At 68.5% G+C, this 6,611-nt stretch carries 6 protein-coding genes; 5 read left to right on the plus strand and 1 reads right to left on the minus strand.

The window, feature by feature from the left end:
• The first annotated feature begins 29 nt into the window (after window positions 1-29).
• The 5 genes from AC07AB_RS32660 (at window position 30) to sbnB (ending at window position 5,237) form a co-directional block, all read left to right on the plus strand.
• The gene (locus AC07AB_RS32660; protein ID WP_478574671.1) at window positions 30-971 is read left to right on the plus strand and encodes an ABC transporter ATP-binding protein; all 942 of its coding nucleotides are present in this window, start codon (window positions 30-32) and stop codon (window positions 969-971) included.
• Window positions 972-1,032: 61 nt separating this feature from the next.
• Complete coding sequence (locus tag AC07AB_RS32665) at window positions 1,033-1,779, plus strand: ABC transporter permease (protein WP_478574674.1); 747 nt, start codon at window positions 1,033-1,035, stop codon at window positions 1,777-1,779.
• Window positions 1,780-1,865: 86 nt separating this feature from the next.
• Window positions 1,866-2,675 (plus strand): ABC transporter permease, encoded by an 810-nt coding sequence (locus tag AC07AB_RS32670; protein WP_478574690.1) that lies wholly within the window; start codon window positions 1,866-1,868, stop codon window positions 2,673-2,675.
• Between the two features lie 70 nt (window positions 2,676-2,745).
• Entirely contained in the window at window positions 2,746-4,098 is a 1,353-nt protein-coding gene (locus AC07AB_RS32675; RefSeq protein ID WP_478574677.1) for a ricin-type beta-trefoil lectin domain protein, read from the plus strand.
• A 20-nt stretch (window positions 4,099-4,118) separates the two neighbouring features.
• On the plus strand, window positions 4,119-5,237 hold the full coding sequence (gene sbnB / locus AC07AB_RS32680; protein ID WP_478574679.1) for a 2,3-diaminopropionate biosynthesis protein SbnB: 1,119 nt from the start codon (window positions 4,119-4,121) through the stop codon (window positions 5,235-5,237).
• 262 nt (window positions 5,238-5,499) lie between these two features.
• On the opposite strand, the gene AC07AB_RS32685 is transcribed toward sbnB, so the two are convergent.
• Window positions 5,500-6,060 (minus strand): helix-turn-helix domain-containing protein, encoded by a 561-nt coding sequence (locus tag AC07AB_RS32685; RefSeq protein WP_478574682.1) that lies wholly within the window; start codon window positions 6,058-6,060, stop codon window positions 5,500-5,502.
• Window positions 6,061-6,611: the final 551 nt, after the last annotated feature.

Here is a 6,611-nt window from a genome sequence, read left to right on the forward strand (position 1 = left end):
TGATGGCAGGGAAAGGAGACCGGTCCAGCATGCGCGGCATCGACGCTGCCGACGACATCGTCGTCGCGGACGGGCTCACCAAGCGGTACGGCGACCGGACGGCCGTACGCGGCATCGACATACACGTCCGGCGCGGTGAATTCCTCGGATTCCTGGGCCCCAACGGCGCGGGCAAGTCATCCACCCTGCGCATGGTCGCCTGTGTCTCACCCCGGACCGACGGCCGCCTGTCCGTCCTCGGCATGGACCCCGACCGCCACGGCCCCGCGATCCGGGCCCGGATCGGCGTCGTCCCGCAGCAGGACAACCTGGATACCGAGCTGAGCGTGAGCGAGAACCTGAGGGTCTACGCCCGGTGCTTCGGCATCCGGCGGCCGGAAGTCCGGCGGAAGGTAGCGGAGTTGCTGGAGTTCGCGGCTCTCACGGACCGGGCAGGGGCGGAGGTGGAATCCCTGTCCGGAGGGATGCGCCGTCGGCTGACCATCGCACGGGCCCTGGTCAACGACCCCGAGCTGGTGCTCCTGGACGAACCCACCACGGGACTCGACCCCCAGGCCAGGCACCTGCTCTGGGACCGCCTGCTCGGGCTCAAGCGTGCCGGCGTCACCCTGATCCTCACGACGCACTACATGGACGAGGTCGAGCGGCTCTGCGACCGGGTGGTGATCATCGACCAGGGCCGGATCATCGAGCAGGGCACGCCGGCCGACCTCATCGGCAGGCATGCGCCGCCCGAAGTCGTGGAACTGCGGTACCCGCCGGACCGCCAAGCCGTCGCGGCCGAGAAACTCGCCGGTCTCTGCGACCGCATCGAAACGCTCCCGGAGCGCCTCCTGCTCTTCGTCCAGAACTCCGAGCAAGCCCTGTCCGAGATCTACCGGAGCGGGCTGCCGCCGGAGTCCAGCCTGGTGCGCCGCAGCACCCTCGAAGACGTATTCCTTCACCTGACGGGCCGTAGCCTTGACGACTGAGTACGAGCGAATTCCGAGTATCCGGCCCCCGACCGGCGTCACGGGGTTGCGAGGATGCCTGATGGTCCTGGAATGGCAGGCGGTCCACGGAATCCGCAACTGGCGCGGAGCCGTGGTGGGCGGCCTCGTCATTCCCCTCGCCACCCTGGCGGCGATCGGGTTCGGACTCGGCGCGGTGGTCCCGCGGGGGGCGGTGGGCGACAGCTCGTATCTGAGGTTCGTGGCCCCTGCCGTGCTTGCCACCGCGGCCTTCCAATACGCCGTGGCCGAGTCCACGGAACCTGTGATGGCCGGCTTCAAATGGCAGCGCACCTACGAGGGCGTGGCCGTCACCCCGGTGACGCCGCGGCAGATGGTGATCGGCCAATTGCTCTGGACAGCCGCCCAAATCGCCGCTCTGGGCGCCCTCGTCGCCCTGGCCATGGTCCTCAGCGATGCCATGAATTCACTGCCGGCCCTACTCGCTCTGCTCTTCTCCACCGTGGGCGCGCTGGCCTTCGCCGCACCCGTGATGGCCTTCTCCGCGATGGTCCGCGACGGTTCGGCGTTCACGGCGCTCAACAGAATGATCGTCCTTCCGATGACCTTGGTGGCAGGAACGTACTTCCCGGTCTCACAGCTACCGACGGCCGCGCGCGGCCTGGCCATGGCGACCCCTCTGTGGCACACGGTCGAGCTGTGCCGCGCAGGCGTGACAGGCCACCTCTCGCCGGGGCCCGTCGCTGTGCACCTGTGCGTCCTGGCGCTGTGGGCGGCGGTCGGTTTCGCCGCCACGGTCCGCCTCTTCAGGCGGCGCCTCACTTACTGAATTCCCGACTCGCGAACACTTACGAGTACTCACGAGCGCCTACACACACTGCCTGCGCATACTCACGAAAGGAGTTGACGCGCACCATGCCTACCTCGGCGGCTGCCTCCCGTACGCGACGGAATCGGCACGAGTCCTTCGCAGGCCGCCCCGGCGTCGTACTGCTGCGCTCCGTGCTGGTATACCGCCGCACTTGGTGGGAAATCCTGTCCGGACTCTTCGAGCCGTTGTTCTATCTGGTGATCCTCGGCAATGGAATGGGGGCACTGCTCAAAGACAGCCCGGGCGCCCTCAGCGCTGGGTATGCCGCGTTCATCGCCCCTGGTCTTCTGGCCGCCTCCGCCATGAACGGCGCGGTCTATGACACAACGATGGGCATCTTCTTCAAACTTCGCCACGCCCGGCTGTACGAAGCGCTCATGGCGACGCCGCTGGGCCTGCTCGACATCGCGCTCGGCGAAGTGCTCTGGGCCGCCTTGCGGGGCGCCGGCTACGGCACCGTCTTCATCGGCGTGATGGCTGCGCTGGGGCTGGTGCCGTCGCCCTGGGCCGTCGCCGTTCCCGCGGCGGCATTCGTCGTGGCCCTGGGGTTCGGCGCGATCGGTCTGGCCGCGACGACCTTCATGCGCACCTGGCAGGACACGCAGTTCGTGCGGCTCGTCACCGTTCCGCTGCTGATGTTCTCCACCACGTTCTACCCGATCTCCGTCTACCCCCAGCCGGTGCAGCTGGTCGTCCGAGCCACGCCGCTCTATCAGGCGATCGAGCTGATGCGGGCGCTGGTCAGCGGACATGTCGACGCCTCACTTGCCGTACACCTCGGTTACTTCGCGGCGGCGCTGGCGCTCGGGCTGCTGGTGGCCACCCGGCGCTTGAACAGACTCCTCATCCACTGACACACCGCAATTCGCAGACCACCCCGGGGGACCAAGAGGAAGGCCGGTGTTGTGTGTGCTTACTGATTCGATGCCCTTCGCGGAACACATTCTCCCGAAATTCATAGCCGTACTGGCCCTGGCCGCCGCACTCCTGACGCCGAAGCCCGCTGCCGCATCGGCGCGGTCCGCGGGCGGGCCCGAATGCCATCACACGACGGTGGCGGCGGTGGCGCACCAGGACGACGACCTTCTCTTCATGGGACCCGACCTGGAGAAGGACTACCAGCGGGGCAACTGCCTGAAGATCGTGTACCTCACGGCCGGGGACAGCGGACAAGGCGCGCTCTTCTACGAGTCCCGTGAGGACGGAGTCCGGGCGGCCTACTCCCTTCTCGCCGGCGTCCCCGACGCGTGGACAGACGAGAAGACACGTCTCCCCGGCCACCGAATACGCACCTCGCGGCTCACCGTTCCGCATGGCCGCCCCGGTATAGAGGTGGCATTCATGCGGCTGCCCGATGGGTTCGAACGGGGGCAAGGCTCGGCCGCCGGACACTACCAAAGCCTGCAGAAGATATTCGACGGACGAATTCACGGCATCACCGCAATAGACGGCAGCGCCAGGTACACCCGACGAAGTCTCGTCGCGACGCTCCGCGCGATCCTCGACGCGGCCCGTCCTGACGTGGTGCGCACCCTGGACTACGACAACACCGAACTCGGTCGCAGCACCGAACCCGGAGCCGACCACAGCGACCACTCCGTAGCGGGCCGTCTGGCCCGTATCGCCGACATCACCAACCTTGCACCACATGGCGTCGGCGGCCACGCCGTACCGCTGGTCGCCTACCGCGGATACGCGATCGACCAGTCGCCCCCAAACCTGACCCCCGCACAGGAAGAGCGCAAGGCCCAGCTCTATCTGACCTACTTCCGCCACGAAGGCTGCCGCCCCGCCGACTGCCCCAAGCAGCCTCCGCCCGTACTCCCGTCCTATCCCGCATGGTGGAAGCGCGAGTACCACCGCGCGCCCCCGGCGGTGGCACCCGGCACCCTCGTGTCCTGGATCGGCTCCAACACGGCACCCAACACGGACGACAGCACTGGCCGTTGCTTGGACGCCTCCGCGAGCCGCGGACCGGCCCCCCGCCAGGTCCGCACCGCCGCCTGCGACGGCAGCGCGGCGCAGAACTGGAGTACGGCCGGGGGCAGGCTGCGCGCCAGGGCGACCGGCCTCTGCCTGACCGGCGGCACCACCGTGGCGACCGCCCGGTGCGACGGACGGCCGGAGCAGCGCTGGCGCCTCGACGGGCTCGGACGGATCTCCGCCTCCGGGCGCTGCCTCACCCAGGACGACCTGCTCAAGACGACACCGGCCCTGCGCCTGCGCCCCTGCGACGAGGACGACGCGGGGCAGCGCTGGTACAGCCACCCCACCTGAGCACCGAGGAGCCGCTTGCCATGGAACTCCCCTCTCCTACGACGCCCACCGCGGGGGACCAGGACGCAACTCTCGCCCGACGTATCCAGGACCACGCCTCCAGCCCGGCTCCGCGCGACGCGCTGCCAGGGCTGGGGATTCTGACCGGCGCGGACGTACTGCGCAGGGTGGAGGGACGGCGGGAAGAGTGCCTGGACGTCGTGCGCCGCGCCTATCTGTGTCACGCCGCCGGCGACAGTGCCAATCCCGAGAGCTCCTTTCTGCGATTCCCCCAGCGCCCCGAAGCTCGCATCATCTCCCTTCCGGCCTACCTGGGCGGCGAGTTCGAGGTCGCCGGAATCAAATGGGTCGCCAGTTTCCCGGGCAACCCCAGCCGCGGAATCCCGCGCGCTTCGGCGGTTCTGCTGCTCAATGACACCGAGACCGGATATCCCTTCGCCGCGATGGAGGCATCGATCGTTTCGGCCAGCCGTACCGCGGCTTCCGCGGTGCTGGCAGCCGAACTGCTGGCCGGGGGGCGCCGCGCCGCCCGTATCGGCATCGTCGGAACCGGACTGATCGCGGGTCATGTCTGGCGCTTCCTGCGCGACTTGAGGTGGGAGACCGACAGTTTCACCGTCTTCGACCTGCACCGCGCTCACGCCGAGCGCTTCGCGGGGTTCCTCGCGGCGGACGGTGTCGGGCAGACCACTGTGGCGGAGACGGCCGCGGAGGTTCTGAGCACATCCGACCTGGTCGTCGTCACCACGGTGGCAGGCGAGCCGCATATCGCCGACCCCGGGCTGCTCGACCACGGACCCGTCGTGCTGCACCTGTCGCTGCGCGACTTGGACCCGGCAATGATCCTCGCCGCCCAGAACTTCACCGACGACATCGACCACGCCGTACGGGAGCGGACCTCCCTGCACCTGACCGAACAGCTCGTGGGACACCGGCAGTTCATCGACGGCACGCTCGCGGACCTGCTGAACGGCACTGTCGCGCGTACCCCGGGGCGGGCCGCGGTGTTCTCGCCCTTCGGCCTCGGTGTGCTCGACCTGGCGGTCGGACAGTGGGTCTGGGAAGGCTCCGTGGCCGCCGGGGCCGGCCGGTCCTTGCCGGACTTCTACGGTGACGCGGTTCGCGCGGGCACGGCCTGAACGCTGAGGTCACACCGCCGCGCACCGCTCTGTGACGGCCACTTGAGGGTGTCGCAAAGCGGTGCGCGGTCGGCTTCTCCGGGTTCCCGACTGATCGCCGATGGCGCCTCGCCACGCCGGACTCGCCTACGGGCGGGCCGCGTTCGGTACGGCGGTGCGGGCGCGGTGCGGGCGCGGTGCGGGCGGTACGGGCGGTACGGGCGGTACGGGCGGTACGGCGGTGCGGGCCGTCCGGTGCCGGTGGGAGGCTGCTGCCCCGGGGTCACTGGCCCGGGCTCGCCGGTGCGTACGACCGCCGCGCTGCCGGACGGACGGCTGCCGCGGCCCGGGCGCGTGACTTGGCGCAGTGCCAGTCCACCCCCTCGGCCAGCAGGATCCTACGGACTTGGGAACGCCCGACTTCGATCCCCAGGCGCCTGGCCTCGGCCGCGAGAGCGTCGAGCGTCCACCCGTGCGGGCCGCCCTGTTCAGCTGAAGCGGGGTCTCCGTCCGCCCGTTCCCTCAGCCCGCCTGGCGGGGCGTGTCCGACCAGGCTGATGATCCTCGAACGCTCGGTCTCGGTGATCCGCCGCTTACGTCCCTGCCCACCCCGGTCCTCCAGCCCCTCCAGGCCCGAGCGGTTGAAGCGGTGCAGCCACCGCCGTACCGTCTTCTCGCCGCAACCCATCTCGACGGCGATCGCCGGGACGTGCCAGCCCTGCCAACTCAGCTCGATCATCTGGGCGCGCATGACCGTATCGCGCGGCGCTTTCCGCGCACGCGCCAGCCGACGCACCACGGCTTCCTCGTCCGCATCACGGCTGTGCCGTGCTCGTAATGCCATCGACAATTCCCGTCCCCGAGTCCCCGTATCCACCTGTTGGCAGGTGTGGAATCGCACTCAGCACAGAGGAGTGTCTGAGGTGTTGGTCAAGGCGATTTGATGATCTTGGAATGCTGGGGGCGCGCGGGGCTGACGGGCCTATGGCGGAGCGGACTGGAGATGGCGTCGCCGGCTGCCCGTGATGTGCCCCCGTCGCCAGGGTGATGAGCTTCAGTATTCGGCCGGTGGTGGACCGGCATGGCGATGCCGGTGCGATGGTTATTGCTTTCGTCTGTTCAGTCTCTTGTAATCCGGGATGTGAGCGTTGACATGCTTATCTGATGCTGACATTTTTGGTGATGGTGAGGGTCGGCCGATTGCCGATCGATGCAACTTGCTGTGCGTAAAGCATCGCGCCAGCTGTGAGTCAAAGACAGCCGCGGTCCCATATTAGAAACAATTCAGCTATCTCACTAGCCTCGAAGTTTCATGACGGTCTGCGGACGGAGTCGGTGGACCGTTTTCGTGCCGTGGATGAGGCTGTGCAGGCCGAGGGCCCGAGTGTCGTCTCG

The organism is Streptomyces sp. NPDC044033, from assembly GCF_056434425.1.